The organism is Pseudomonas sp. CM25 (genome assembly GCF_013179705.1).
Lineage (GTDB): Bacteria > Pseudomonadota > Gammaproteobacteria > Pseudomonadales > Pseudomonadaceae > Aquipseudomonas.
Window position 1 is genome coordinate 1 of the sequence record NZ_JABMCW010000050.1, and the last position, 24,110, is coordinate 24,110.

The window sequence follows — 24,110 nt, forward strand, 5'->3', positions numbered from 1 at the left end:
ACCCCGAACGTGTTGCCTCCGATGGCAGGTTATACCCTCGACGATTTACTGGCGGCTGTACTAAGTCCGATCGCAGCATTTCTGCAACATCACAATATCGAAAACAGCCAGATTGACGATAGCGTGGGGGCGTTGAAAGCTCAGTTGAGCAAAAGTTTCGAAAAGAACGGTATTGCCTGTTTGATTGCCTTCTATTACCTGCAGCCATTGGCTGACCCAGCACTCCGCGCACGCAATATCGCTGGTTTTGCAGAAACGGCCGAGGGTGTAGCGATGGAAGCTGCGGCCGACGCGTTGCAAGACTCACCCTTGCAGGAGCAGGGCGACGCCTTTTGCTGCGAGCTGTTCGAAATGGCTGGCAACGCCATCAAGGCACACATTCTGCAGCTGAATGATGCCACTGCCGATGCGGGTTCAGCGCCGCTGCGTTGACGCGGCCCGTGTTCAGCGCTTGAGCCCCCTGCTTTAGCAACTTGCCTATTTGGCCTCCGGCCAGAGCAGTGCCTGCGCCACAATCACGGTTTCACCGTTGAAGGTGAGCGCGGGCGAGCCGTGCAGCTGGTAGCCCAGTTCCAGGGCGGCGCTGACCCGGCGGCAGAAGTTCGCATCGTCGGGGCCGGTCAATACGCGGTAGATTGGCAGGCCGTCTGGGGGTTGGGTCATGCGGGAAGTCCTTGTCAGTAGTGGCAACGCGCAACCAGTCTAGCACTGTAAAACTCCCTGAAAATAAATGAGGTGTTTTCTCATTCTCGTTCGGCTTGTAGAAAAGGCCGGAATACAGGCCCGTCTGCCGACCCTCTACGGAGCGAGAAAATGAGTTTTACCCCGGTTCCACAGCGCCATCCATTGAGCCGTGCTGTGCACGCTGCTTTCCTTGGCCTGGTTGTCAGCAGCTGTGCGCTGCCTGCGCTTGCGCACGCTGCAAACGCTGAGCAAAACAACCCGGTGCAGCAATGGAACATTCCCGGTGGCCCACTGGCCCCGGCGCTTGACCACTTTGCGCGCCAGGCGGGGATCAGCTTGTCCTTCGACGCAAAGAGCGTAGCCAACCGCGACACGGCGGGCGTGCAGGGTACGCTGGGCACCTCGGCTGCACTCTCGTCGTTGTTGCAGGGGACCGAGCTTCAGGCGGAGCAGCAAGGCCCGAGTGCTTACCTGATAAAACCACAACCAAAGCCAGCCGGCCCGCTGGAAATTGGCGCTACCGAGGATTATCGCCTGGCGCCGCTGATCATCAATGCCAAGGTCAAGGCCAGTGCCGATGATGACCTGAACTCGGTGGTCGCCCAGGAACTTTGGGTAGGCGGCAAGGTGGCGACCAGCATCCGCAACACGCCTGCATCCGTGTCTGTGGTGACCCGCAAGGAAATGGAGCAGCGCAGTGTCAGCACCACGGAAGAGGCCCTGCAGTACACCCCGGGCGTAGTCAGTGACTTCTATGGCTCGGATGATCGCAACGACTACTTTCAGATCCGCGGCTTTCAGGCCACCACTTACCGTGACGGCCTGACCTTGAGTTCGATGCGCGGTGTGCGTGAAGACCCTTATGCCTACGAGCGCATCGAGATTCTGCGCGGCGCCAACTCCACCTTGTTTGGCCCGGCAGACCCAGGCGGCTCGGTGAACTTCGTGACCAAGCAGCCGCGCTTCGAGCAGTTTGGCCAAGGCTACGTGACCTATGGCTCGTATGACCATGCAGAGACCGGCATTGACGTGGGCGATGCCCTGAACGACGACCAGACCCTGGCCGGCCGCTTCACTGCCAAGATGCAGAACAGCGACCGCGAGTACGACCACTCGCAGGACGACAACCGGTTCATCATGGGCGGCCTGACCTGGGCGCCAACCGATTTCACCTCGGCCACCGTGATCCTGGACTACCTGAAGACCAACAGCTCGCCGAACAGCGGTGGCTACCCGCTGGACAAGGAATACGACCGCAGCGACTTCTTTGGTGAGCCCAGCTACAACTTTCATGATGTGGAGCGCACCAGCCTCAGCGGCAACATCACCCACGACTTCGACAACGGCTTTGTGCTGCGCAGCAACCTGCGCTATAGCGAGCTGAGCGATGACTTTGGCTATGTCTACCTGAGCGACAGCGCCGCACGTGTGGGCACCACCATCCCCCGCTACGTGTTTGGCACCGACAGCGAAGCCGATCAGCTCAACGGCAACCTGATGCTGCAGTACGACGCCCGGTTCGAGCACATCGACAGCAGCACCCTGGTGGGTGTGGAGTACCTTGATTCGACGACCAAACAGAGTTCGGTTTACAGCCTGGCGCCTTCCATCGACATCGCCAACCCGGTGTTCACCGGCGTTTCGGGGGGCGTCACGCCTTATACCCGCAAGCAAAATGACGCCACCACCAAGGCGGTGTTCCTGCAGCAGAACCTGTCGTTCTACGACCGTCTGATCGCCACGGCGGGTGTGCGCAATGACTCGATGGACCTGTCCAGCAAGGAGTACGTGGGCGGGGCACAGAAGCAAAGCGACAACTTCTCCGAGACCTCATACCGCGGCGCACTGACTTACATCGTCAATGATGAAGTCTCCACCTACGTAAGCATGGTGGAATCGGTGTCGCCACCCCAGGTTGGCGTAACCCCGCAGACCGGTCGGCAGTACGAAGTGGGCGTGAAGTACTCGCCTGTGGGCATGGACGCATTGTTCTCCGCCGCCGTTTACGACCTGACCCAGGAAAACGTCACCATTGCCGTGGTGCTGCCCAGCGGCATCATCGAGCAGCAAACCGTTGGCGAGTCACGCGCGCGCGGCCTGGACCTGGAAGGCAAGGCGCAAATCACCCAGAACCTCAGCCTGATCGGTGCTTATTCCTACATGGAGACCGAGGTGCTGCGCGGGGCGTTGTATGACGGTTCTTCGCTAAAGGGCAAGGAGTTTACCGTCGCGCCGAAGCATACCGCCTCGCTGTGGAGCTACTACGACATTCCCGACACTGACGTGAGCGTTGGCCTGGGTGCACGCTATGTGGGCGGTTACTACATGGATGCAGCCAACACCAAGAAAAGCGACGGCACCACGCTGTTTGACGCGGCGTTGAACTACAAGATTGCCAAGGGCACAGACCTTGCGCTGAATGTCAGCAACCTGTTTGACGAGCAGCATGTGGTGGGGTCGGGTACGGCGAACTACTACAATCCGGGGCGTGAGGTTACGGCCAAGGTGAGTTACAACTGGTAAGCGTCTAGCGATGGCACGAGCTGCGACAAGATCCAGAGTCTGTAAAGACCTCTGTGGGAGCGGCTTCAGCCGCGAACACCGGCGCAGCCGGTGCCATCCACCGCGTCACACACTGAGCGGGCGAGCCGGCAGGTTCATGCGCGTTATTCAGGGGCTAGCGCATCATGCCCAGTTCGGCATCGTCCAGCAGTGCTTTGCCCAAGGCGCACAGGTAGTGCGCGGCCCAGATCAGCTGCGGTTTATCTTCCATCAGCCCGTCGATGGTCAGGTCCCGTGCGTAGCCCATTAGCTCGGAAGCCTGCTCGCGGGCGTTCTGGCAAGGGATGCCAGCTTCGATGCGGAACAGGGGGTGGGTCTGGTTTTCGCCTTGAAAGAAGATGGTTTTACCGACGGTGCAGTTCGTGTCTTCGGTGGTCATTGGTCTATCTCCCTGGTCTTGTTGTTGTCTGGGCGGGCCCTATCGCCGGCAAGCCGGGCTCCCACAGGTTTTCGCTTGGCCTGCGATTCAATGCATCGGATTCAGGGAGGTGGTGGGGTGGGTCGGGGACTATCTTCAGCATGGCATGGCTCCTGTCGTAGTGAAGCAACCACTCACCGCGGCTAAACAGTAAGGTGGCAGCTGTACGCGGGTTAGCCGACCGGGACGTCAGGCACCCGGCGCACCCGAAGGTGCCCCACGCACAGCCGCCATAAAGCGCCAATGCCGATTGCTCGGAATTGCACGGCTGTGTTGTCTGACGAAATCGGGCGGCTAAACCCGGTCGTTGAATGCCAACGACGCGTCGAGACTAGAGACCACATTTACCGTGTGCAACGGAAAACAGACGCTGGGAGTATCTTTGGGAAACGCCCTACAAGGAAGGGGTTAAATCCGACTTTTTGACCCGCAGATCGCAAAATCCAGGCACAAAAAAAGACGCCCGAGGGCGTCTTCTTTCTAGGATTTGGTGGAGCCGGGGGGATTTGAACCCCCGTCCGCCAGTACTCCGCTGTCGGTACTACATGCTTAGCCGTGTCTACTGATTTAATCCGCAGCCGCCCGACGGGCAGGGTGCTTTGGATGAGTTGTGTAAGTTTTAGTCACTTCGCCCACAACGTGCTACGCGACGATCCTGTTCTGTATGACAATCAGTTCGGGTTTACAGGCATCCCCTAATGATTGCTGGAGCCGAAGCTACCAGAAGCAACGGGTCAAGAGGGCCGCTTACGCAGCCAGCTTGAACTCCGCGCCGTAGTTTTCGTCATTGGCAACTATAAAAGTTGCAACAGTGGATTTACGAGTTCTGTTACCAACTCGGCATGCACCTAGAGTTTCGCTACCGGCGTCGAATCCTAATCGGCCCCACACTAGCGTTACGCTAACGCACCTTACGGCACGTGGGGTGGAGTATACGCCATTGCGCGGGCGACGTCGACAGCCGGTCCGGTCGCCCGCAACGAGACATCAAGTACCGCTACCACCGGCCGAACCGCTGCCTTTCTCGGTTTTTTCCAGACGCTCCAGCACCTTGCTGGTGATCGCGATGCATTCCTTGGTGTCGCCTGAGGCCTGGGCGGCCTTGGCTTTGTCGACGTGTTCGGTCACGGCCTTGTCCATGCCTTCGGAGGTGGCGCCGGCGGTGGCCATGCTGTCATCGATCTTTTGCAGGTTGATGGTGCAGAGGTCTTCGGCGGCGAACGCCGGCGAAGCCAGCAGGGTTGCGGCCGCGAACAGGGCCGAAAGCGCGGTACCTTTCATGGGAGTCTCCTCTGGGGCCTCGGGAAGGTGGGCCTGTAAGGTGGACTGCGGGGTATTGGCGGGGGTTCAATCGGGATGGTGGTCGCGAGGATGGTGAGTGTGGAGACCACGTGCGCTGCAACCTGTAGGAGCGGCCTTGCGTCGCGAAAGGGTTGCGAAGCAGCCCCAGGATTTCAACGTTTGTGCATAGATCGGGGCCGCTTCGCGGCCCATCGCGACACAGGGCCGCTCCTACAGAGGACGCGTTAGTCGGTCACAGACTGCGTGGGCGGGTCACGCGGTCGACCAGGTAGACCAGCCCGTGGTAGTCGATGCCGCTGTGGCTGCTCAAGCCGATCTCGCAGGTACGGCTGGTGGAAATGCCTTCGCCGCAATACTGCACCGCATCCTTCAGGCTGCGCAGCGAATGGGCATTAAGCTCGGGAGTGGTGAAGCCCTTGTCGCCAGCGAAGCCGCAACAGTGAATGCCTTCCGGTATTACCACTTGCTTGCTGCAACGCCGCGCCAGGTCGATCAGCGCCTGGCTTTCGCCCAGGTGCTGGGTGCTGCAGGTCACGTGCACGGCCACCGGCTCGTCCTGGGGGGTGAACTCCAGGCGGTCGAGCAGGTGGGTGCGGATGAAGCGCACCGGGTCGTAGAGGTCCAGCCGGGTTTCACCCAGGTCTTGCACCAGGCGCAGGGTGCAGGGGCTGGTGTCGCAGTAGATCGGGTCAAGGCCGCCACGGCTGGCGTGCAGCAGTGCGTTGATCAGCTCCTGGCGCTTGTGTTCGGCCTGCTCGGGGTAACCCTTGGAGGCGAACGGCTGGCCGCAGCACAGGCTGTCGGCGTTTTCGGGGAACACCACCTGGTAGCCGGCCTTTTCCAGCAGGGCGCGGGTCTTGTCCAGCAGCGAGCTCTGTTCGCGGTCGGCGTACGCCGGGCCCATGACGCGCGACACGCAGGCGGCCAGGTACACCACGCGCGGGCGGGCGTCGTTGCTGGCCGCGCTGAACTGCAGCGGGCGCAGCGGTTGTGGCATGGCCGCGGTCCACTGCGGCAGGCGGCCGTTGCTGGCTTTGCTCATGGATGCGCTCAGGCGGGCCAGGCGGGGCGCGCCGAGCAGCTTGCGTGCAGTGTTGGCGGCGGTCAGGGTCAGGCGCGCGCCGCCCAGTGCTGTGTTGAAATGCTCGGCGAGCCAGTCGGCTGTTTTTGGGTGACCGGCAGCCTGGCTGCGTAGCTTCTTGACCAGTTCGCCGGTGTTGATTCCGACCGGGCAGCGTTGCGCGCACAGCCCGGTGGCGGCACAGGTGTCGATGCCTTGGTACTGGAAGGTCTTCATCAGGTCGCCGGTGTCGATACCGGCGCGTTGCCTGGCCTGGATGTCGCGCCACATGACGATGCGCTGGCGCGGGCTGAGGGTCAGCCCCTTGGACGGGCAGACCGGCTCGCAGAAACCGCATTCGATGCACTTGTCGACGATCTCGTCGGCAGCGGGCAGCGGCTTGAGGTTTTTCAGGTGTATATCCGGGTCTTCGCTCAGCACCACGTCGGGGTTGAAGATGCCATTGGGGTCGAGCAGGCGCTTGAGCTTCCACATCAGCTGGTAGGCATCCTGGCCCCATTCCAGCTCCACGAACGGCGCCATGTTGCGCCCGGTGCCGTGCTCGGCTTTCAGCGAACCGCCGAATTCCACCGCCACCAGTTGCGCCACGTCATCCATGAATGCCTGGTAGCGGGCCACTTCTGCGGCGCTGTTGAAGCCTTGGGTGAAGACGAAGTGCAGGTTGCCTTCCAGGGCATGGCCGAAAATGATCGCTTCGTCGTAGCGGTGCTTGTCGAACAGCTGAATCAGCCGGTTGACCCCTTCGGCCAGTTGCTCGACGGGGAAGGTCACGTCTTCGATGATGACCGTGGTGCCGGTCTGGCGCACGGCGCCGACGGCGGGGAAGGTGTCCTTGCGGATTTTCCACAGCTGGTTGTACACCGCCGGGTCTTCGCTGAAGTCGACCTGTTGTTCCAGCGGGAAATCGGCGATGGAGACCATTATCTGTTGCAACTGTTCGTGCAGCAGGCTCTGGCTGGCGGCGCGTGATTCGATCAGCAGGGCGCAGGCGTTGTCCGACAGGCCTTTGACCCACAGCGGCATGCCCGGCATGTTCTGCACCGAGCGCAGGCTGCGGCGGTCGAGCAGCTCCACGGCGGACACCGGCTGGCGCTTGAGCAGGGGCACGGCGCGACAGCAGCTTTCGACGCTGGGGAACACCAGCAAGGCGCTGGCCTTGTGCGGGTGGTCGGGCACGGTGTCGTAGGTGACGGCGCTGATAAAGCCCAGCGTGCCTTCGGAACCGACCAGCAGATGTTGCAGGATATCCAGCGGCTGGTCGTAGTCCACCAGCGCGTTCAGTGACAGACCGGTGGTGTTCTTCAGTCGGTACTTGTGCCGGATGCGCTCGGCCAGTGCGGTGTTGGCACGGGTTTCACGGCCCAGGCGGGCCAGTGATTCCAGCAAGTCAGCGTGGCTGCTTGCAAAGGCTTCTACGCTGGCCGGGTCTTCGCTGTCCAGGCGGGTGCCGTCGGCCAGCACCAGGCGCAGGCCGGCCAGGGTGTGGTAGGTGTTCTGCGCGGTACCGCAGCACATGCCGCTGGCGTTGTTGGCGACGATGCCGCCGATTTTGCAGGCGTTGATCGAGGCCGGGTCGGGGCCGATCTTGCGCCCGAAAGGGGCCAGCCAAGCGTTGGCCTGGGCACCGATCACGCCCGGCTGCAGGCGAATCTGCTCGCCCTGGCCACGAATCTCGCGACCGTTCCAGTTGTCGCCGAGCACAATCAGCACCGAATCGCTGATGGCCTGGCCAGACAGGCTGGTGCCGGCGGCGCGGAAGGTAACCGGCACCCGCTCGCGCTGAGCCAGCTTGATCAGGCCGACCACTTCGTCCTCGGACTCGACGCGTACCACCAGCTTGGGGATCAGCCGGTAGAAGCTGGCGTCGGTGCCGAAGGCCAAGGTAGAGGTGGGGTCGTCGAACCGGCGTTCGGCGGGGATCAGGCGCTCGGCATCACGCAGAAACGCGGCGGGCAGGCTCATGCAGTCTCCTCGCGGGGCCACGGCGTCTGGCGCGCGGTGTGCCCCGGTCATTCAGGCAGTGGTGGGTGCAGGCGTCAGGCGCCCAGTTCGCGTACCAGCGAGTCGCGGGTGATTTCGCTGATCGACTTGGCACCGGTCAGCACCATGGCTACGCGCATTTCCTTCTCGAACAGCTCCAGCAGGTTTTTCACCCCGGCCTGGCCGTGCACGGCCAATGCCCAGAGGAACGCGCGGCCGATCAGTACGGTGTCGGCGCCCATGGCGATCATGCGCACTACGTCGAGACCGCTGCGGATGCCCGAGTCGGCAAGAATCTTGATGTCACCTTTGACTGCGTCAGCGATGGCGGGCAGGGCGCGGGCGCTGGACAGCACGCCGTCGAGCTGGCGGCCGCCGTGGTTGGAGACGACGATGCCGTCGGCACCGAAGCGGACCGCATCGCGGGCATCATCGGCATCGAGAATGCCCTTGATGATCATCGGGCCATCCCAGAACTCGCGGATCCACTCCAGGTCTTTCCAGGAAATGGAAGGGTCGAAGTTGTTGGCCAGCCAGCCAATGTAGTCGGCAAGGCCCGTGGGGTTGCCACGGTAGGTGGAGATGTTGCCCAGGTCGTGTGGGCGCCCCATCACCCCGACATCCCACGCCCATTCGGGGTGGGTCATGGCTTGCAGAACGCGGCGCAGCGGGCCGTTCTTGCCGCTCATGCCTGAGTGAGCGTCACGGTAGCGGGCGCCGGGGGTCGGCATGTCGACGGTGAATACCAGGGTTTTAACCCCGGCTGCCTTGGCGCGCTCCAGCGCGTTGCGCATGAAGCCGCGGTCCTTGAGTACATACAGCTGGAACCACATCGGCCGGTTGATGGCAGGCGCCACCTCTTCGATCGGGCACACCGACACCGTGGACATGGTGAACGGGATGCCATGGGCTGCCGCTGCGCGCGCGGCCTGCACTTCGCCACGGCGGGCGTACATGCCGGTAAGGCCGACCGGGGCAAGGGCCACCGGCATGCTCAGGGTTTCGTCGAACAGCCTGGTTTCCAGGCTGAGTTCGGACATGTTCTTCAGCACGCGCTGGCGCAGGGCGATGCTGGCCAGGTCCGACACGTTGTGGCGCAGGGTGTGCTCGGCGTAGGCGCCGCCGTCGGCATAGTGGAACAGGAAGGGAGGCAGCTTGCGTTGGGCCGCGGCGCGATAGTCGGTAGAGGCAGAAATAATCATGGATTCTCGCAGCGTTGCTTGTGGGGAGTGCCGGGCGCAGCTGGCGCCCGGCCCCTTTCACTTTAGTGATGAACCAGCATGCCGGTCAGCCAGTAGGCCTGGACCAGGGTGATCAGGCCGACGATGGTGGCGAAGAACAGGCTGTGCTTGACGGTGAAGCGGAACAGATCGGATTCCTTGCCGACCAGGCCGGTAGCGGCGCAAGCCACGGCGATCGACTGCGGCGAAATCATCTTGCCGGTTACGCCGCCGCTGGTGTTGGCGGCCACCAGCAGGGTGTCGTTGACCCCGATCTGGTGCGCGGTGGTGGCCTGCAGCGAGCTGAACAGGGCGTTGGACGAAGTGTCCGAGCCCGTCAGGAACACGCCCAGCCAGCCGAGGAACGGCGAGAAGAACGGGAAGGCAGCGCCAGTGCCGGCCAGCACCAGAGCCATGGTCGAGGACATGCCCGAGTAGTTGGTGACGAAGGCAAAGGCCAGCACCATGCCGATCGACAGGATTGGCCAGCGCAGTTCCCAGAAGGTCTCCTTGAAAGTGGTCAGACCAGTTTTGAAGTTGATCTTCAGCACGGCCATGGAGATCAGCGCCGACAGGAAGATCGCGGTGCCGGTGGCAGAGATCGGGTCGAGCTTGAACACCGCCGGCATGGCGGTCGGCGCGGCGACGATCGGCGCGGTCTTGATCACCAGCTGGTCGAGGTGCGGGATGGCGAAATTGAACACGAAGTTGTACATCGCGCCGCCTGGGGCGAAGGCTGCCTTGAACGGCTTCAGGGTCCAGATGGTGACCAGCACGGTAAGGATCAGGAACGGCGACCAGGCCTTGAAAATTTCGCCAAAGCTGTAGGGCGTCGGCTGGCTGCCGGTCGGCTGCACCACGGCGGCGCCAACGCTGCCTTTGGCTTCGCTGAACGAGCGCTTGGGCTGCCAGACTTTCAGGAACAGGGTCAGGCAGATCAGGCTGGCCAGCGCCGAGGTGATGTCCGGCAGCTCGGGGCCGATGAAGTTCGAGGTGAAGTACTGGGTCACGGCGAAGCTCAGGCCGGCGACCAGGGCGGCAGGCCAGGTTTCCTTCACGCCGCGCAGCCCGTCCATCATGAACACCAGCCAGAACGGTACGAACAACGACAGCAGCGGCAGCTGGCGGCCGGTCATGGCGCCGATGTGGAAGGCGTCGATACCGGTGACCTGGCCGGCCACGATGATCGGGATGCCCAGGGCGCCGAAGGCCACCGGTGCGGTGTTGGCGATCAGGCACAGGCCGGCGGCGTACAGTGGGTTGAAGCCCAGGCCTACCAGCAGCGCTGCGGTAATTGCCACCGGTGCACCAAAGCCCGCCGCGCCTTCCAGGAAGGCACCGAAGCAGAAGCCGATCAGCAGCACTTGCAGGCGCTGGTCGTCGGTGATCGACAGCACCGAGCTGCGGATCACTTCGAACTGGCCGCTCTTGACCGTGAGTTTGTACAGGAACACCGCGGCAACGATGATCCAGGCAATGGGCCAGAGGCCGTAGAGGAAGCCATAACCCGCGGCGGCGAAAGCCATGTCGACAGGCATCTGGAAGGCGAAGATCGCCACCAGGATCGACAGCGCGAGGGTGATGCTGCCCGCCACGTGGCCCTTGAGGCGGAACACGGCGAGGGCAAGGAAGAAGAACACAATGGGAATGACCGCCGCCAGTGCGGACAAGCCAAGACTACCAAGCGGGCTATAGAGTTGTTGCCAGGTTTGCATATGGGGTGGCCCCTAATTGTTGTTGGTCAGCACTGGCATTGGATAATTGGTAAGACCAATTTACAATGACTGGACGCTAGGTTAAAAGCGCTGTCGTGGGTGTGTCAATTTGTCCTGTGCAAAACTTTGGTCGGGTACCGATGAACGGGCGCCTGGTGCGCTGGGAAAATCGTGGCTTGATGGGTGTTTGCGCGGCCTGGATCGGCGAGAATAGGCGCCCCCTGAAATCTGCCGGGGTTTGTGGAGAGCATGTGATGGTTTTTGATCAGGTCCGCCAACGGCGCCTGTCCGACGATATTGTCGATCGGTTGGAAGGGATGATTCTGGAAGGCACGCTGACCTCGGGGCAGCGGCTGCCGGCCGAGCGCGTCCTCGCCGAGCAGTTCGGCGTGTCTCGCCCGTCACTGCGTGAGGCGATCCAGAAGCTGGTGGCCAAGGGGCTGCTGGTCAGCCGCCAGGGAGGGGGCAATTTTGTAGCCGAATCCCTGGGCTCCACGTTCAGCGACCCGTTGCTGCAATTGCTTGAGCACAGTGCAGAGGCGCAGCGCGATCTGCTCGAATTCCGCCATACCCTGGAAGCGTCCTGTGCGTATTACGCAGCCCAGCGCGCCACCGAGCCAGACCGGGCGCGGCTGAAGGCAGCCTTCGATGTGCTTCAGGACTGCTATTCCAGGGTCGACGAAGTGACCCGGGCAGAAGAGGGCGCGGCGGATGCGCGCTTCCACCTGGCGATTGCCGAGGCCAGCCATAACGCGGTGTTGCTACACACCATCCGTGGCTTGTTCGACCTGCTCAAGCGCAACGTGGTGACCAACATCGGTGGCATGTACCAGCAGCGCACCGAAACCCGGGACATGCTGATCAGTCAGCATCGGGAGCTTTACCTGGCGATTGTCGAGGGCAGGGCGGAGGATGCGCGAGAAATATCCAGCCGGCACATTCTGTATGTGCAGGAAGTGCTGGCAGAGGCGCAGCAAGAGGCGCAGCGGGTGGCGCGGGCAGAGCGGCGCAGCGGTCGCTGACCTTCGCTGGTCTCATCGCCGGCAAGCCAGCTCCCACAGGTGTTGCATTGGCTGTGAGCCGTGTGCAGTACCTGTGGAAGCTGGCTTGCCGGCGATGAGGCCAGAACAGGCTAACCGAAAGATCTGGTCTCCCACAGGTGTTGCATTGGCTGTGAGCCCTATGCAGTACCTGTGGGAGCTGGCTTGCCGGCGATGAGGCCAGAACAGGCTAACCGAAAGATCTAGTCTTCCTTGCCCTTGTTGCGCACAGCCCGCTGCAGCTCGCGGTTGGAATCGCGTTCGCGCACCGTGTCGCGCTTGTCGAATTCCTTCTTGCCCTTGCCCAGTGCGATTTCACACTTGATCAGGTGCTTGCTCCAGTACAGCGACATGGCGACGCAGGTGTAACCCTTTTGCGCCACCGCCGCTTCCAGGCGCTCGAGCTCGCGCTTGTTCAGCAGCAGCTTGCGCGTGCGCATCGGGTCGGCGATGACATGCGTGCTGGCCGTGGTCAGCGGGGTGATGTGGCTGCCGAACAGCCAGGCTTCGCCGTCCTTGAGCAGCACGTAGCTGTCAACGAGGTGCGCCTTGCCGGCCCGCAGGCTTTTTACTTCCCAGCCGGACAGGACCAGCCCGGCCTCGAACTTGTGTTCGATGAAGTAATCGTGTCGCGCTTTCTTGTTCTGCGCGATGGTCCCGGTCGGATGTTTTTTTTGCTTAGCCATAGGGGCGGCATTATAGGCAAGTCCGCGCGTCGTCCGCTATGGGATTTCGGTGTGCTTGAGCCACTGCAATGAATACCGGACAATACAGCCCCTGTCTTGTCGACAGAACCTGTTTTCGGCACGCTGCGAAGCGCCGCCACCCAGCCTTGGAAGTGATGCCTGGATGACTACCCATATTCAACGCTCCGCCCTGCTGCCATACCCTGCCCAGGCGCTCTACGATCTGGTCAACGATGTGGCCAGCTACCCAGAGTTCCTGCCGTGGTGCTCGGCTTCGACGGTGCTCGAGTGCAGCGACACGCACATGCGTGCCAAGCTCGAAGTGGCCAAGGGTGGCATGAGCCAGCACTTCGTCACGCGTAACGTGCTGGTGCCTGGGCAGTCCATCGAGATGAACCTGGAAGAGGGGCCGTTCACCCAGTTGCATGGCCTGTGGGTGTTCAAGCCGTTGGGTGAAAAAGCCTGCAAGATCAGCCTGGACCTGTCGTTCGATTATGCCGGGTCAATCGTGCGCGCTACCTTGGGGCCTCTTTTCAACCAGGCCGCCAACACCCTGGTGGACGCCTTCTGCCAGCGCGCCAAGCAACTGAATGCCTGACGCATAGAGCGGCAACAAAAAGCCCGGATCATGTCCGGGCTTTTTTGCATCTGCTGTCCCGGTTACCGGGTTTCCAGCGGTGCCGGGGTCGGCACTGGCGTAGTTTCGATGGTGTCGATTTCGCGCTGGATGGACTCTTCTACCGAGCCTGGCTTGGCCGGTTTTTCTTCAGGCTGCGTAGCAGGTTGTGCTGGCTGCTCGGTCTGGCTGGCCGGGCTTACCGTGGTGTCGCTGCTGCCACCGAGGATTTCCTGGTCGCGGCTGACGCCCGGCATGAAGTCACCCGACAGGCTGACCAGCTGGTCGCTTTCATTGAAGAAAATGCTCATGCGTTCTTGCTGACGTTTACCGCCACCAGGCTGCAAGCTGTACAGGTAGTCCCACCGATTGGTGTTGAACGTATCCTGAATGAGCGGGTTGCCCATGATAAACCTTACTTGCCGTCGGGTCATTCCGGGGCGTAATTGGTCTATCATGTCCTGCGTGACGACATTGCCCTGCTGGATGTCGATTTTGTAAACCCCGGGAAACGAGCAACCGGCGAGTGCGAGCAGTCCCACTAGGGTGAGGCTGGTTAGCAAGAGCTTGGTGTTTTGCATCGGTGGGCGACTTCCACTATCTTGGCTGGACAACGTAAACCCCGATCATACCCGTATTAAGAGAAGCTGCGAAGCAGCATCGGCGAGAAAGCTGACCATGGTTGAAAATAGCGAATTACGCAAAGCCGGTCTCAAGGTGACCCTGCCTCGAGTGAAGATCCTTCAGATGCTCGATTCCACCGAGCAGCGTCACATGAGTGCCGAGGACGTCTACAAAGCGCTGATGGAAGCAGGTGAAGACGTCGGCCTGGCCACTGTCTATCGCGTGCTGACCCAGTTCGAAGCGGCGGGGCTGGTTGTTCGCCACAACTTCGACGGCGGCCATGCAGTGTTCGAGCTGGCCGATGGCGGTCACCACGACCATATGGTTGACGTGGATACCAGCGAAGTTATCGAATTCATGGATGCCGCGATTGAAAAGCGTCAGCGTGAGATTGTGGAAGAGCACGGTTTCGAGCTGGTGGACCACAATCTGGTCCTGTACGTGCGTAAGAAAAAGTAACGTTTTTTATCGTTATAAATAACAAAGGCGACCCTCGGGTCGCCTTTGTGCTTTCTGCTTTGGGCAGATGAATTTGGTGGCCTGCACTGGCCCTATCGCCGGCAAGCCAGCTCCTACCTCGATCGCATTGGGCTCAGGCCAGGCGCTGTCCCTGTGGGGGCTGGCTTGCCGGCGATTGGGCCAGTGCAGGAAGGATCAGGCCTTGCCGGAAACCACCATCTTGCGCGCATGCGCCAGGGATTCCTTGGTCAGGTCGATGCCGCCCAGCATTCGCGCCACCTCTTCGACCCGCTCCCGCTTGCCCAGGCTGGCGACGGCGGTGTGTGTGGTGTCGCTGTTGCGCACCTTGTGCACGAACAGGTGCTGGTGTCCTTGCGCTGCCACCTGCGGCAGGTGGGTTACGGTCAGCACCTGGCCACGCTCGCCCAGGCGGCGGAGCAGCTGGCCGACGATTTCAGCGGTAGGCCCACCGATGCCTACGTCGACTTCGTCGAATACCAGGGTCGGAATGCGCGAGGTTTGCGCGGTAATGACCTGGATGGCCAGGCTGATGCGTGAAAGCTCGCCACCCGATGCCACCTTGGCCAGGCCCTTGAGCGGTTGGCCGGGGTTGGCGCTGACCAGCAGCTCGATCTGCTCCAGCCCGTGGGGCGACAAGTCTGCCGCGTCGTTGGCGGTAAGCTCGATGCGGAAGCGCCCGCCGGGCATGCCAAGGCGCTGGATTTCCTGTTCTACCGCCCCTGACAGCTGCTGCGCAGCCTGCTGGCGCAGGCCACTGAGTTCGCGCGCTTTCTCTTTATAGTGCTGGGCAAATGCGGTCAGTTCTTCGCCTAGCCGCTCGATCGATTCGTCACTGGCGTTCAGGCCTTCCAGTTCTTCCATCAGCTGCTGTTGCAGGTGGGGCAGTTCGGTCGGGTGAACGCGGTGTTTACGCGCCAGGGTGTAGATGGTGTCGAGGCGCTCTTCCAGCGCCTGCAGGCGCATGGGGTCGGCATCGAAGTTGTCGAGGAAGCGATTGAGCTCGCCAACGGCTTCCTCTACCTGGATCTGGGCACTGGCGATCAGGTTGGCCGCCTCACCGAGTGCTTTCGGCGAGTGGGTCGCTGCACCCAGGCGGTTGAGGCTTGAGGTGAGGGCGCTGAGCACATTGCCCGAATCGCTCTCGCTGCACTGGTCGATCACCTGGCGGCAGATGCCAAACAGGGCTTCGGCGCTGGTCAGGTTCTTGTGTTCCTGCTCCAGTTGCTCCAGTTCGTGCTCGCCCAGGCCGAGGTTGTCCAGCTCCTCCAGCTGGTAGCTGAGCAGCTGATGACGCGCGCGCTGCTCGTCGCCGGAATTGGACAGGCGCTCGAGCTCCAGGCGGGTCTGGTTCCAGCGCTTGGCGGCCAGTTGCACCTGACGCGACAGGTCGACGGCGCCGGCATACTCGTCGAGCAGGCGACGGTGGGTGTCGGCCTTGAGCAGCGACTGGTGCTCGTGCTGGCTGTGGATATCGATCAGCAGCTCCCCCAGCGCCTTGAGGTCGCCGAGTGGGCAGGGCGTGCCATTGATGTAGCCACGGCTGCGGCCTTCGGCAGTGATCACCCGGCGCAGGATGCACAGGCCTTCGTTGGCCAGGTCGCGCTCGGCCAGCCAGGTATGGGCCTCGGGGATGTCCACCAGGTCGAAGGTGGCGAGGATGTCGGCCTTGTCGGTGCCTGGGCGCACCACGCCGCTGTCGGCCCGGTCGCCCAGGGCCAGACCTAGGGCGTCGAGCATGATCGATTTGCCGGCACCGGTCTCGCCCGTGATGACGGACATGCCGCGGGCAATTTCGAGGTCGAGGTGCTCGACGATGGCATAGTTGTGAATGGACAGGTGCACCAGCATGAGGGGCGGCTCCCGAGAGTCTTGTCTGGTTATTTATACAGTACTTTTTTCAGGCCTGCCAATGCCCCTTGGCAGATTCTGTTGCGGCCGGGAAATCCATCGTGCCCCTTGAAGCTGGTTTTTCCGGCCCCATATAGCCGACATCACAGGCGAGCCTGGCTCGCAGTCCACAAAATTGCGCAGGAGAGACCCCATGGCTGATGAACAGCTGAACGAGAACAACCTTAACGTCGAAGAAGCCGCTGCAGGCAACGCTGCCGAGGCCCGTGTTCTGGAGCTCGAGGAGCAGCTGGCAACAGCCAAGGACCAAGCGCTGCGCGCCGTCGCCGACGTGCAGAATGCCCGCCGTCGGGCCGAGCAGGACGTGGAGAAAGCCCACAAGTTCGCCCTGGAGAAATTCTCCAGCGACCTGCTGCCGGTGATCGACAGCCTGGAACTGGCCCTGGCCCACTCCAGTGCCGACGATGAGCACGTCAAGCAGATCCGCGAAGGCGTCGAGCTGACCCTGAAGATGTTCCAGGACACCCTGAAGCGCTACAACCTCGAAGCTGTCGACCCGCACGGCCAGCCGTTCAACCCTGAGCACCACCAGGCGATGGCCATGCAGGAGAATGCTGAAGTAGAGCCCAACAGCGTGCTGAACGTGTTCCAGAAGGGTTACCTGCTGAACGGCCGCCTGCTGCGCCCCGCCATGGTGGTGGTCAGCAAGGCGCCGAGCGCGGCGCAACCCTCGATCAATGAAAAGGCTTGAAATCCGTCGGGGCAACCCCATCTAGGTGTCAAGCCTTCAAGTATTACCGCAGTTGGCCAAAGTAGTCGCTGCTAACAAATTCAAGTTTCGGGAGAGTTAACATGGGCAAAATCATCGGTATCGACCTGGGGACCACCAACTCGTGCGTCTCCATTCTGGAAAACGGTAACGTCAAGGTCATCGAAAACGCCGAAGGTGCGCGCACTACCCCTTCGATCGTGGCCTACGCCAACGATGGCGAAATCCTGGTAGGTCAGTCGGCCAAGCGCCAGGCTGTTACCAATCCGCACAACACCCTGTTCGCGGTAAAGCGCCTGATTGGCCGCCGCTTCGAAGAGCAGGTGGTGCAGAAAGACATCCAGCTGGTTCCGTACAAAATCGCCAAGGCCGACAACGGTGACGCCTGGGTCGAAGTGAACGGCCAGAAAATGGCGCCGCCGCAAATCAGCGCCGAAGTGCTGAAAAAGATGAAGAAAACCGCCGAAGACTACCTCGGCGAGCCAGTGACCGAAGCGGTCATCACCGTGCCGGCCTACTTCAATGACAGCCAGCGCCAGGCGACCAAGGACGCCGGCCGCATTGCAGGTCTGGACGTAAAACGCATCATCAACGAACCGACCGCTGCTGCGCTGGCCTACGGCATGGACAAGGCCAAGGGCGACCACACTGTCATCGTTTATGACCTGGGTGGCGGTACCTTCGACGTTTCGGTCATCGAAATCGCCGAAGTCGACGGTGAGCACCAGTTTGAAGTACTGGCCACCAACGGCGACACCTTCCTGGGTGGCGAAGACTTCGACATGCTGCTGATCGACTACCTGGTCGAAGAGTTCAAGAAAGAGTCGGGCATGAACCTGAAAGGCGATCCGCTGGCCATGCAGCGCCTGAAGGAAGCTGCCGAGAAGGCCAAGATCGAGCTGTCGTCCGCTCAGTCGACCGACGTGAACCTGCCGTACATCACTGCAGACGCTACCGGTCCTAAGCACCTGAACGTGAAAATCTCCCGCGCCAAGCTGGAGTCGCTGGTTGAAGAGCTGGTGCAGCGCACCATCGAGCCTTGCCGCATCGCCCTGAAAGATGCCGGCATCGATGCCAGCAAGATCGACGACGTGATCCTGGTCGGTGGCCAGACCCGTATGCCGCTGGTGCAGAAAACCGTTGCCGACTTCTTCGGTAAAGAAGCCCGCAAGGACGTCAACCCGGACGAAGCTGTGGCCATGGGTGCTGCCATCCAGGGTGCTGTTCTGGCCGGTGACGTGAAAGACGTGCTGCTGCTGGACGTCAGCCCGCTGACCCTGGGTATCGAAACCATGGGTGGCGTGATGACCCCGCTGATCGAGAAGAACACCACCATCCCGACCAAGAAGTCGCAGGTGTTCTCGACTGCCGACGACAACCAGGGCGCCGTGACCATTCACGTGCTGCAGGGCGAGCGCAAGCAAGCCGCCAGCAACAAGTCGCTGGGCAAGTTCGACCTGGCTGACATCCCGCCAGCACCGCGGGGTGTTCCGCAGATCGAAGTGACCTTCGACATTGACGCCAACGGCATCCTGCACGTCGGCGCCAAAGACAAGGCCACCGGCAAGACCCAGTCGATCGTGATCAAGGCCAACTCCGGCCTGTCCGACGAAGAAATCGAGAAAATGGTGCGTGACGCCGAGGCCAATGCCGAGGAAGACCGCAAGTTCGAAGAACTGGCCGCTGCCCGTAACCAGGGTGATGCACTGGTTCACTCGACCCGCAAGATGGTCGCTGACGCAGGTGACAAGGTCACCGCTGAAGAGAAAACCGCCATCGAGGCCGCTGTGGTTGCCCTGGAAGCCGCTGTCAAAGGCGACGACAAGGCTGCGATCGACGCCAAGGTCGAAGAGCTGTCCAAGGTCTCTGCCCCGGTTGCCCAGAAGATGTACGCCGAGCAGTCGGCCGAACAGCCTCAGGGCGGCGCGCAGCAGGCCGAGCCGGAAGCCAAGCACGATGACGTGGTTGACGCCGAGTTCGAAGAAGTAAAAGGCGACGACAAGAAGTAATCGTTGCATGTTGTCGGCCAGCTCACCGCCGTTTGGCGGTGAGCTGGTAGGATGTCGCCGCGCGGGGGCTTGCTCCCGCGTTGGCGTATCTGGAATTCGAGAATTTTTACAGCATTTGTCGACGCCCCAGGCGGGCAGGCGGCAGGTGCTGATGGCGCGGCGCAGATGCCAGACGCCCAACAAGGTGCAAATGACCTATGTCCAAGCGTGATTATTATGAGGTTCTGGGTGTCGAGCGCGGCGCCAGCGAATCTGACCTCAAGAAGGCCTACCGCCGTCTGGCGATGAAGTATCACCCAGACCGCAACCCGGGCGACAAAGAGTCGGAAGACATGTTCAAGGAGGCCAACGAGGCCTACGAAGTGCTGTCTGATGCCAGCAAGCGCGCGGCCTTCGACCAGTACGGTCATGCCGGCGTCGACCCAAGCATGGGGGCTGGCGGTGCCGGCTTCGGTGGCGCCAACTTCTCCGACATCTTCGGCGATGTGTTCAGTGACTTCTTCGGTGGTGGTGGGGGGCGCGGTGGCGGCCGCGGCGGTGCCCAGCGCGGCAGCGACCTGCGCTACACGCTGGAGCTGAACCTGGAAGAAGCGGTGCGTGGCACCACGGTCAGCATTCGCGTGCCTACGCTGGTCAACTGCCAGCCTTGCGACGGTTCCGGTGCCAAGAAGGGTTCGACCCCGTCGACCTGCCCGACCTGCGGCGGCATCGGCCAGGTGCGCATGCAGCAGGGCTTCTTCTCGGTGCAGCAGACCTGCCCGCGCTGCCATGGCCAAGGCAAGATCATTACCGATCCGTGTGGCTCGTGCCACGGCGAAGGCCGCGTCGAGGAATACAAGACGCTGTCGGTCAAGGTGCCGGCAGGTGTCGATACCGGTGACCGCATTCGCCTGTCGGGTGAGGGCGAGGCGGGTACCCATGGTGGCCCGACTGGCGACCTGTATGTAGTGATCAGCGTGCGTGAGCACGAGATCTTCCAGCGCGACGGCAAGCACCTGTACTGCGAAGTGCCGATCAGCTACACCGATGCTGCCCTGGGTGGCGAGCTGGAAGTGCCGACCCTCGACGGTCGCGTGAAGCTGAAGATTCCGGAAGGCACCCAGACCGGCAAGCAGTTCCGCCTGCGTGGCAAGGGTGTGGCGCCAGTGCGTGGTGGTGGTGCCGGTGACCTGCTGTGCCGTGTCGCGGTGGAAACCCCGGTCAACCTCAGCCGCCGCCAGCGTGAATTGCTCGAAGAGCTGCGTGACTCGCTGGAAGGGGACAGCTCCCACTCGCCCAAGGCCAGTGGCTGGTTCGATGGCGTGAAGCGCTTCTTCGGCGACCTCTGACAAGGAAATGGCTATGCGACGTATTGCAGTAATGGGTGCGGCAGGGCGAATGGGCAAGACCCTGATCGAAGCCGTGCAGCAACACCCGGGTGCAGGGCTGACGGCGGCGATCGATCGCCCGGACAGCTCGCTGGTCGGTGCGGACGCCGGTGAGCTGGCGGCCCTGGGCCGTATCGGCGTGCTGCTGTCCGACGACGTGGCCAAGGTGGCTGACGAGTTCGACGTGCTGATCGATTTCACGCACCCTTCGGTGACCCTGAAGAACCTGGCGTTCTGCCGTAAGCACGGCAAGGCGATGATCATCGGCACCACCGGTTTCAGCGTCGAGGAAAAGCAGTTGCTGGCCGAGGCGGGCAAGGACATTCCCATCGTCTTTGCCGCCAACTTCAGCGTTGGGGTGAACCTTAGCCTCAAGTTGCTGGACATGGCGGCGCGGGTGCTGGGGGATGATGTCGACATCGAAATCATCGAGGCGCACCACCGGCACAAGGTCGATGCGCCGTCGGGTACTGCGCTGCGCATGGGTGAAGTGGTTGCCAATGCGCTGGGCCGTGACCTGCAGGAAGTGGCGGTTTACGGCCGTGAAGGCCAGACCGGTGCGCGTGACCGCAAGACCATCGGCTTCGCTACCGTGCGTGCCGGTGATGTGGTCGGTGACCATACCGTGCTGTTCGCCGCCGAAGGCGAGCGCCTGGAAATCACCCACAAGGCTTCCAGCCGCATGACCTTCGCCAAGGGCGCGGTGCGTGCGGCGCTGTGGCTGGATGGGCGCGATGCTGGCCTGTACGATATGCAGGATGTGCTCGAACTGCGTTAAGCCGTTGGAGCGCTGTTGGTTTCTTCGCGGGCTTGCCCGCTCCCGCAGGATTTGTACCGGGCGCAGACTTTGTGCGGTCCCTGTGGGGGCGGGTTTACCCGCGAAGAAGCCACCGCCGGTGTCAGTCTGTCGCATTCATGTGTTTTAGAGACACATATACGGTAGACCGAAAACGCACTTTTCTGTAAGCTACAGCTTTAGTGTGTCCACTAAAAGCGCGCAGCGAATTGAATTCAGCACATGAAAGCGGGGTGACGTGTCCATACGTCACTCCGCTTTTTTGCAACCTGCGATCGCCCTTTCATGCTTGATTTACGGGAGGTCTTCTTGACAAAGCCAGCCATACTCGCCCTTGCCGACGGCAGTATTTTTCGCGGTGAAGCCATTGGTGCCGACGGTCAGACCGTTGGTGAGGTGGTATTCAACACCGCTATGACCGGCTACCAGGAAATCCTTACAGACCCTTCCTATGCGCAGCAAATCGTTACCCTGACCTACCCGCACATTGGCAACACCGGCACCACGCCGGAAGACGCCGAGTCGAACCGTGTCTGGTCCGCTGGCCTGGTCATCCGTGACCTGCCGCTGCTGGCCAGCAACTGGCGTAACACCCAGTCGCTGCCTGAGTACCTCAAGGCCAACAATGTGGTTGCCATTGCCGGCATCGACACCCGTCGCCTGACCCGAATCCTGCGCGAAAAGGGCGCCCAGAACGGTTGCATCCTCGCCGGTGACAACATCAGCGAAGAGGCCGCCATTGCTGCCGCCCGCGGCTTCCCAGGCCTCAAAGGCATGGACCTGGCCAAGGTCGTCTCCACCACCGAGCGTTACGAGTGGCGCTCCAGCGTGTGGGAGCTGAAGACCGACAGCCACCCGACCATCGACGCCGCCGACCTGCCGTACCACGTGGTTGCCTTCGACTACGGCGTCAAGCTGAACATCCTGCGCATGCTGGTCGCCCGTGGCTGCCGCGTGACCGTGGTGCCGGCCCAGACCCCGGCCAGCGAAGTACTGGCACTCAACCCGGACGGCGTGTTCCTGTCCAACGGCCCGGGTGACCCGGAGCCGTGCGACTACGCCATCCAGGCGATCAAGGAAATCCTCGAGACCGAGATCCCGGTATTCGGCATCTGCCTCGGCCACCAGTTGCTGGCCCTGGCTTCCGGTGCCAAGACCGTGAAAATGGGCCACGGCCACCACGGTGCCAACCACCCGGTCCAGGACCTGGACACCGGCGTGGTCATGATCACCAGTCAGAACCACGGCTTTGCCGTTGACGAGGCGACCCTGCCGGCTAACGTCCGCGCCATCCACAAGTCGCTGTTCGACGGCACCCTGCAGGGTCTCGAGCGCACCGACAAGAGCGCGTTCAGCTTCCAGGGTCACCCTGAGGCGAGCCCAGGCCCGACCGACGTCGCGCCACTGTTCGATCGTTTCACCGATGCCATGGCCAAGCGCCGCTGAGCATCCTGCTTCAAGGCCCCGGGCCGGCACCTGCCGCGCCCGGACGCGCCTGACCCAGATTGTTCAAAGCGGCTTGCCGACTGACCCCGGATTTGAGTGACCACCATGCCAAAACGTACAGACATCAAAAGCATCCTGATTCTCGGTGCCGGCCCGATCGTGATCGGCCAGGCCTGCGAATTCGACTACTCCGGCGCCCAGGCCTGTAAAGCCCTGCGCGAGGAAGGTTTCCGCGTCATCCTGGTGAACTCCAACCCAGCCACCATCATGACCGACCCGGCCATGGCCGACGCCACCTACATCGAGCCGATCAAATGGCAGACTGTGGCCAAGATCATCGAGAAAGAGCGCCCGGACGCCGTTTTGCCGACCATGGGTGGCCAGACCGCACTTAACTGCGCCCTGGACCTGGAGCGCCACGGCGTTCTGGAAAAGTTCGGCGTAGAAATGATCGGCGCCAACGCTGACACCATCGACAAGGCTGAAGATCGTTCGCGCTTCGACAAGGCGATGAAGGCCATCGGCCTGGAGTGCCCGCGCTCCGGTATCGCCCACAGCATGGAAGAGGCCAATGCGGTCCTCGAAAAGCTCGGCTTCCCGTGCATCATCCGCCCGTCGTTCACCATGGGTGGCACCGGCGGTGGTATTGCCTACAACCGTGAAGAGTTCGAAGAAATCTGCACCCGTGGTCTGGACCTGTCGCCGACCAAAGAGCTGCTGATCGACGAATCGCTGATCGGCTGGAAAGAATACGAGATGGAAGTGGTCCGCGACAAAAAGGACAACTGCATCATCGTCTGCTCGATCGAGAACTTCGACCCGATGGGTGTGCACACCGGTGACTCGATCACCGTTGCCCCGGCACAGACCCTGACCGACAAGGAATACCAGATCATGCGCAACGCCTCGCTGGCGGTGCTGCGTGAAATCGGTGTCGAAACCGGCGGTTCCAACGTGCAGTTCGGTATCTGCCCAGACACCGGCCGGATGGTCGTCATCGAGATGAACCCGCGCGTATCGCGTTCGTCCGCCCTGGCGTCCAAGGCCACCGGCTTCCCGATCGCCAAGATTGCCGCCAAGCTGGCCATTGGTTACACCCTCGACGAACTGCAGAACGACATCACCGGCGGCCGCACCCCGGCTTCGTTCGAGCCGTCGATCGACTACGTTGTCACCAAGTTGCCGCGCTTTGCCTTCGAAAAATTCCCGAAAGCCGACGCCCGCCTGACCACCCAGATGAAATCCGTGGGTGAAGTCATGGCCATCGGCCGGACCTTCCAGGAATCCCTGCAGAAAGCCCTGCGCGGTCTGGAAGTCGGCGCCTGCGGCCTCGACCCGAAAGTCGACCTGGCCAGCCCTGAAGCCGCCAGCATTCTCAAGCGCGAGCTGACCGTGCCGGGCGCCGAGCGTATCTGGTACGTCGCCGACGCCATGCGTTCGGGCATGACCTGCGAAGAGATCTTCGCC

The 24,110-nt window shown here is 61.9% G+C and carries 20 protein-coding genes and 1 other RNA gene; 11 read left to right on the forward strand and 10 right to left on the reverse strand.

The window, feature by feature from the left end; genetic code table 11:
- On the forward strand, positions 1-432 hold a 432-nt coding region (locus HP546_RS08175; RefSeq protein WP_218584469.1), incomplete at its 5' end, for a hypothetical protein.
- 45 nt (positions 433-477) lie between these two features.
- Here the strand turns inward: HP546_RS08175 and HP546_RS08180 are convergent.
- Positions 478-663 (reverse strand): DUF1737 domain-containing protein, encoded by a 186-nt coding sequence (locus HP546_RS08180; protein ID WP_172222421.1) that lies wholly within the window; start codon positions 661-663, stop codon positions 478-480.
- A 150-nt stretch (positions 664-813) separates the two neighbouring features.
- Between HP546_RS08180 and HP546_RS08185 the strand changes: the two genes are divergently transcribed.
- Positions 814-3,207: a TonB-dependent siderophore receptor gene (locus tag HP546_RS08185; RefSeq protein ID WP_172222426.1), complete on the forward strand. Its 2,394-nt coding sequence runs from the start codon at positions 814-816 to the stop codon at positions 3,205-3,207.
- A 154-nt stretch (positions 3,208-3,361) separates the two neighbouring features.
- Here the strand turns inward: HP546_RS08185 and HP546_RS08190 are convergent, their stop codons facing one another.
- From HP546_RS08190 to HP546_RS08215, 6 genes are all read right to left on the reverse strand, one after another.
- Positions 3,362-3,625 carry a DUF3077 domain-containing protein gene (locus tag HP546_RS08190; RefSeq protein WP_172222431.1) on the reverse strand — a complete coding sequence of 88 codons (264 nt, stop codon included), beginning with the start codon at positions 3,623-3,625 and terminating at the stop codon, positions 3,362-3,364.
- A gap of 527 nt (positions 3,626-4,152) precedes the next feature.
- Positions 4,153-4,551, reverse strand: a transfer-messenger RNA (tmRNA) gene (gene ssrA / locus HP546_RS08195).
- Positions 4,552-4,651: 100 nt separating this feature from the next.
- Complete coding sequence (locus tag HP546_RS08200; RefSeq protein WP_172222436.1) at positions 4,652-4,945, reverse strand: hypothetical protein; 294 nt, start codon at positions 4,943-4,945, stop codon at positions 4,652-4,654.
- A 253-nt stretch (positions 4,946-5,198) separates the two neighbouring features.
- Complete coding sequence (locus HP546_RS08205) at positions 5,199-8,009, reverse strand: FAD-binding and (Fe-S)-binding domain-containing protein (protein WP_172222439.1); 2,811 nt, start codon at positions 8,007-8,009, stop codon at positions 5,199-5,201.
- Between the two features lie 74 nt (positions 8,010-8,083).
- Positions 8,084-9,229 (reverse strand): FMN-dependent L-lactate dehydrogenase LldD, encoded by a 1,146-nt coding sequence (gene lldD / locus HP546_RS08210; protein WP_172222458.1) that lies wholly within the window; start codon positions 9,227-9,229, stop codon positions 8,084-8,086.
- 62 nt (positions 9,230-9,291) lie between these two features.
- Positions 9,292-10,962, reverse strand: a complete 1,671-nt coding sequence (locus HP546_RS08215; protein ID WP_172222462.1) for a lactate permease LctP family transporter — start codon at positions 10,960-10,962, stop codon at positions 9,292-9,294.
- Positions 10,963-11,216: 254 nt separating this feature from the next.
- Between HP546_RS08215 and HP546_RS08220 the strand changes: the two genes are divergently transcribed.
- Positions 11,217-11,984 carry an FCD domain-containing protein gene (locus HP546_RS08220; RefSeq protein ID WP_172222465.1) on the forward strand — a complete coding sequence of 256 codons (768 nt, stop codon included), beginning with the start codon at positions 11,217-11,219 and terminating at the stop codon, positions 11,982-11,984.
- Positions 11,985-12,205: 221 nt separating this feature from the next.
- On the opposite strand, the gene smpB is transcribed toward HP546_RS08220, so the two are convergent.
- Positions 12,206-12,688 carry an SsrA-binding protein SmpB gene (smpB, locus tag HP546_RS08225; protein ID WP_172222482.1) on the reverse strand — a complete coding sequence of 161 codons (483 nt, stop codon included), beginning with the start codon at positions 12,686-12,688 and terminating at the stop codon, positions 12,206-12,208.
- A 163-nt stretch (positions 12,689-12,851) separates the two neighbouring features.
- Between smpB and HP546_RS08230 the strand changes: the two genes are divergently transcribed.
- Positions 12,852-13,286 (forward strand): type II toxin-antitoxin system RatA family toxin, encoded by a 435-nt coding sequence (locus HP546_RS08230; protein WP_172222485.1) that lies wholly within the window; start codon positions 12,852-12,854, stop codon positions 13,284-13,286.
- Between the two features lie 62 nt (positions 13,287-13,348).
- On the opposite strand, the gene HP546_RS08235 is transcribed toward HP546_RS08230, so the two are convergent.
- Positions 13,349-13,885 carry an outer membrane protein assembly factor BamE gene (locus HP546_RS08235; protein ID WP_172222490.1) on the reverse strand — a complete coding sequence of 179 codons (537 nt, stop codon included), beginning with the start codon at positions 13,883-13,885 and terminating at the stop codon, positions 13,349-13,351.
- Between the two features lie 97 nt (positions 13,886-13,982).
- On the opposite strand from HP546_RS08235, the gene fur reads away from it, so the two are divergent.
- Positions 13,983-14,387: a ferric iron uptake transcriptional regulator gene (gene fur, locus HP546_RS08240; protein WP_172222494.1), complete on the forward strand. Its 405-nt coding sequence runs from the start codon at positions 13,983-13,985 to the stop codon at positions 14,385-14,387.
- 195 nt (positions 14,388-14,582) lie between these two features.
- On the opposite strand, the gene recN is transcribed toward fur, so the two are convergent.
- Positions 14,583-16,256 carry a DNA repair protein RecN gene (gene recN / locus HP546_RS08245; protein ID WP_172222499.1) on the reverse strand — a complete coding sequence of 558 codons (1,674 nt, stop codon included), beginning with the start codon at positions 16,254-16,256 and terminating at the stop codon, positions 14,583-14,585.
- 193 nt (positions 16,257-16,449) lie between these two features.
- Between recN and grpE the strand changes: the two genes are divergently transcribed.
- The 6 genes from grpE to carB all read left to right on the forward strand — a co-directional run.
- Positions 16,450-17,007: a nucleotide exchange factor GrpE gene (gene grpE / locus HP546_RS08250; RefSeq protein ID WP_172222502.1), complete on the forward strand. Its 558-nt coding sequence runs from the start codon at positions 16,450-16,452 to the stop codon at positions 17,005-17,007.
- Positions 17,008-17,108: 101 nt separating this feature from the next.
- A complete protein-coding gene (gene dnaK / locus HP546_RS08255; RefSeq protein WP_172222503.1) occupies positions 17,109-19,034 on the forward strand; it encodes a molecular chaperone DnaK in 1,926 nt (641 codons plus the stop codon).
- A gap of 197 nt (positions 19,035-19,231) precedes the next feature.
- Positions 19,232-20,362: a molecular chaperone DnaJ gene (dnaJ, locus tag HP546_RS08260; protein WP_172222504.1), complete on the forward strand. Its 1,131-nt coding sequence runs from the start codon at positions 19,232-19,234 to the stop codon at positions 20,360-20,362.
- A 13-nt stretch (positions 20,363-20,375) separates the two neighbouring features.
- Positions 20,376-21,179, forward strand: coding sequence for a 4-hydroxy-tetrahydrodipicolinate reductase (gene dapB, locus HP546_RS08265; RefSeq protein ID WP_172222505.1), 804 nt, complete (start codon positions 20,376-20,378; stop codon positions 21,177-21,179).
- A 327-nt stretch (positions 21,180-21,506) separates the two neighbouring features.
- Positions 21,507-22,643 carry a glutamine-hydrolyzing carbamoyl-phosphate synthase small subunit gene (gene carA, locus HP546_RS08270; RefSeq protein ID WP_172222511.1) on the forward strand — a complete coding sequence of 379 codons (1,137 nt, stop codon included), beginning with the start codon at positions 21,507-21,509 and terminating at the stop codon, positions 22,641-22,643.
- Positions 22,644-22,748: 105 nt separating this feature from the next.
- The coding region (carB, locus tag HP546_RS08275; protein WP_172222519.1) for a carbamoyl-phosphate synthase large subunit at positions 22,749-24,110 on the forward strand (1,362 nt) is incomplete at its 3' end.